The 3,095-nt window shown below is 62.5% G+C and carries 4 protein-coding genes; 1 reads left to right on the forward strand and 3 read right to left on the reverse strand.

Annotated elements, in window-relative coordinates:
- The coding region (locus tag EN742_RS38810) for a hypothetical protein (RefSeq protein WP_210214491.1) at positions 1-206 on the reverse strand (206 nt) is incomplete at its 3' end.
- Here EN742_RS38810 and EN742_RS29775 point away from each other — a divergent pair.
- Positions 144-1,148: an AraC family transcriptional regulator gene (locus EN742_RS29775; RefSeq protein WP_148670349.1), complete on the forward strand. Its 1,005-nt coding sequence runs from the start codon at positions 144-146 to the stop codon at positions 1,146-1,148. The two genes, EN742_RS38810 and EN742_RS29775, sit on opposite strands and share 63 nt — an antisense overlap.
- A gap of 36 nt (positions 1,149-1,184) precedes the next feature.
- On the opposite strand, the gene EN742_RS29780 is transcribed toward EN742_RS29775, so the two are convergent.
- Positions 1,185-2,450 (reverse strand): SDR family oxidoreductase, encoded by a 1,266-nt coding sequence (locus tag EN742_RS29780; protein ID WP_128333597.1) that lies wholly within the window; start codon positions 2,448-2,450, stop codon positions 1,185-1,187.
- Between the two features lie 45 nt (positions 2,451-2,495).
- On the reverse strand, positions 2,496-3,095 hold a 600-nt coding region (locus tag EN742_RS29785), incomplete at its 5' end, for an aldehyde dehydrogenase family protein (protein ID WP_128333598.1).

Here is a 3,095-nt window from a genome sequence, read left to right on the forward strand (position 1 = left end):
CGCCCGGCATTGCGCTCTACTCGCACCAATAGCCTGCCAGTTGATACATCGAAACGCAACCAGCCGGCAGGGCCCTTCAAGGCCTTGGCGAGTCCAGCAAAATTTGGTCCAATCCCGCGCATGGAGACAGGCCATTGGGCGCTATGCATCTCATAAGGGGCTATTTGCTGCTGCCATTCGTCGAGGCCGTCGAAGCGCGGGGCCATGACGCCGCGCCCATTCTGTCAGCGCACGGGTTGAAAAGCTCCGATCTCGTCGAACCGCATTTCCAGTTGCCATTCCGCACTTTCCTCATCATCCAGCAGAACGTGGCCGATCTCGTCGGCGACCCCTGCCTGGGCTTGCGGATCGGCGCTGAAATCCGCTCCGAACAGGTCGGATCGCTCGGCCTGCTTATGGCGACATCGCGAACGCTGCGCGAGGCGTTGCTGCATTTCTCACGTTGGGGCGCCTCCATGCGGGAGGGCTGGGAGCTTGAGCTGGTCGAAACCCAGGAAGGCGCCGACTATATCTATCGGCTGGACGAGCATGGGGTTTCGACCAGGCAGGACGTCGAATATTCGCTTGCCAATATGTGCAGCCTGATCCGCACGCGCATGGGGCGCGGCTGGGCGCCGAACGAAGTCCACCTCGCGCACTCCAATCCATCACGCGCACGGGTCTACGAAGGGATCTTCCATGCTCCCGTTTTCTTCGACCAGCCTCTCAACAAGCTGGTGATCTCGAAAGCCGATCTGATGCTCCGCTCCGAACGCGTGAGCTATGCTCTGTTGCCGATCGTGGAAGCACATCTTCAACTCACCAACCAGGCGGCGACGGGCGATGAAAGCTTGCTGCGCCAGGTGGGCCGCATCGTCGCCCAGTCCATGGGACGACGGCCGGTGCAGATTGGCGATGTCGCGGAGAAGCTCGGCATGCCGGTGCGTAGTCTGCAGCGTGCGCTGGCGGAGAAAAAGACCAGCTTTCGCGAAATCATGCGGCAGGAGCGTCAGCGAGTGGCCGAAAACCTTCTGGCGCAGGGGCGCATGAACTCGATCACCGAGATCGCCATCAGCGCCGGCTATGCCGACGGCTCGGTCTTCTCTCGTGCCTTCAGGGCATGGACGGGAAGCGCGCCGAGCAAAAGTCCGCTGCGCAAGAAGGCGTAACCGCGCTCTATGTCGCCGCGGCAGGATCCCGAACAATCAGCGGGCCAGCGGCGGCAGCATTTTCATGGCTGCCATTTCCTCGATCACCGACCTATAGCTCTCATAGCTGCTGACCGTGCCGAAGAAGCCGAGACGCTTGACCTTGTCGGCATTGAGAAGCTGCGGCACGGCTGAAAGGATATAGTCGAGCAGGCCGAAAATGCGGTCGATATCGGTGAGCCGCGCCGGCATCAATCCGTGTCGGCTTGCCAGCTCTGCCCAGGCCTCCTGCACCTCCGGCCGCCTCGCCCATTCCGAGAAGGTAAAGGTGAAACGCATGCGCCCCTTCGGTCCGAAACCGCGGGGCGGGTCATATTTGAAATCTGTCTGCCGATAGGTTGAGGCTTCATCGGACGGGGGCGTGTAGGCAATGCCGTACCATGCGGCCAGCTTCTGCCACAGCCTGCCCCAGGTGAAGGCGCTGTCATCCGTCATGTTGAGGCTCTGGTTGGCGGCAGCGTCAGAAAGCACCGCCATGTAGCCGTTCAGCATCGCCGACGAATTCGTCGCCGGACATTCCCACGCCGCGAGATCGCCGGGAAACACCAGCGGTTCGTTCAAGTGCCTGCGGATCGAGGCATACATCGCCAATGGCAGCGTTATGTTCATGGCTGCGTCGGGCACGGCACCCAGCACCCAACCCGGCCTTGTTTCCACCCAGTTGATACCATGGCGGGCGCAGAATGCCTTCAGGTAGTCGTGTTGTGCATCGTAGAAATTCGGCTCGAGCGCCTCGCCGACGCGCGGATCGGATTCTTCCTGCGGATAGGCGACCGGCCCCAGATGAACGCCGTAGTATTTCATGCCGAACTGAACGAGCACGCGTTTCGGCAGGGAGCCGGCAAGCACCAGCCCCTCGAGGAAGTTGCTGAGCAGCTTGAGATTGACCTCGGTCAGCCGTTCGGCATCCTCCCAGATCGTTCTGCCCGGCTCGGCGGGCGGCTGGAGATAGGCGCAGAAGAAGGCGTAGTCGGCCTTGACCCCCTTCTCTTCGAGCTGCGCCGCAATGGATTGCGCGGACGCATCGAGCAGGTCCATCGCCAGATGCTCGACCTGGGGGCCGGGCGGAACGGTTGTGGCCGACCGGCGCGAAACCGCCCAGATCTTCGACCACCGCTCGGGCGCCTGTGCGAGCGCCTTGACGATGTAGGAACCGGAGATGCCGTTTGCTCCCGCAACGATAGCCGTCAATCCTCGGACCGTTTCCGGATAGGTCGGCAGTCCGTGATAGATGCCGCGAGACTGAATGACCTGGGTGATCATGGGATCCTCACGCACCGACCGATGCATTGCCTGGGAAGATGGTCCTCATGCGGCTCGCCTCCGGGTCACGAACTTGTCCTGGAGATAGGCCTGCAAGCCTTCGATGCCGCCTTCGCTGCCCCAGCCGCTGTCCTTGATGCCGCCGAACGGCGTTTCAGGCATGGCCAAGCCGAAGTGGTTGAGCGAAATCGTGCCGGCCTCCACCTCGTTGGCGATACGGTCGGCAGCCTCGAGACTTTTCGCGAACGCATAGGCGCTGAGACCGTATGGCAGTCGGTTGGCTTCCTTGATCGCCTCGTCCAACGACGAGACCGGGTTGATCACGGCGACAGGTCCGAACGGCTCGTCGTTCATGATGCGCGCGCCAAGCGGCACATGCGTCAGCACGGTCGGCGCGTAGAAGTAGCCTTCATTGCCGAGACGCCGACCGCCGGCGCGCACCATGGCGCCGTTGTCACGAGCGTCCTGCACGAAGGCCTCGACGGCGTCTGGCCGACGGCCATGCGCCAGCGCGCCCATCTGGCTGTCCGGCGACAGGCCAGGCCCGACCTTCAATGCGGCGCTGCGGGCGACGAAATCCTCCACAAACTGGTCGAAGACCTCTTCGTGGACAAGGAAACGCGTCGGTGATGCGCAGACTTGGCC

The organism is Mesorhizobium sp. M4A.F.Ca.ET.020.02.1.1, from assembly GCF_004022645.1.
Taxonomy (GTDB): Bacteria; Pseudomonadota; Alphaproteobacteria; order Rhizobiales; family Rhizobiaceae; genus Mesorhizobium.

What these genes read in the sequence shown, in the direction of transcription:
- EN742_RS29775 (WP_148670349.1), top strand. Translation starts at nt 144, where the DNA reads ATGCATCTCATAAGGGGCTATTTGCTGCTGCCATTCGTCGAGGCCGTC.
- EN742_RS29780 (WP_128333597.1), bottom strand. Translation starts at nt 2,450, where the DNA reads ATGATCACCCAGGTCATTCAGTCTCGCGGCATCTATCACGGACTGCCG.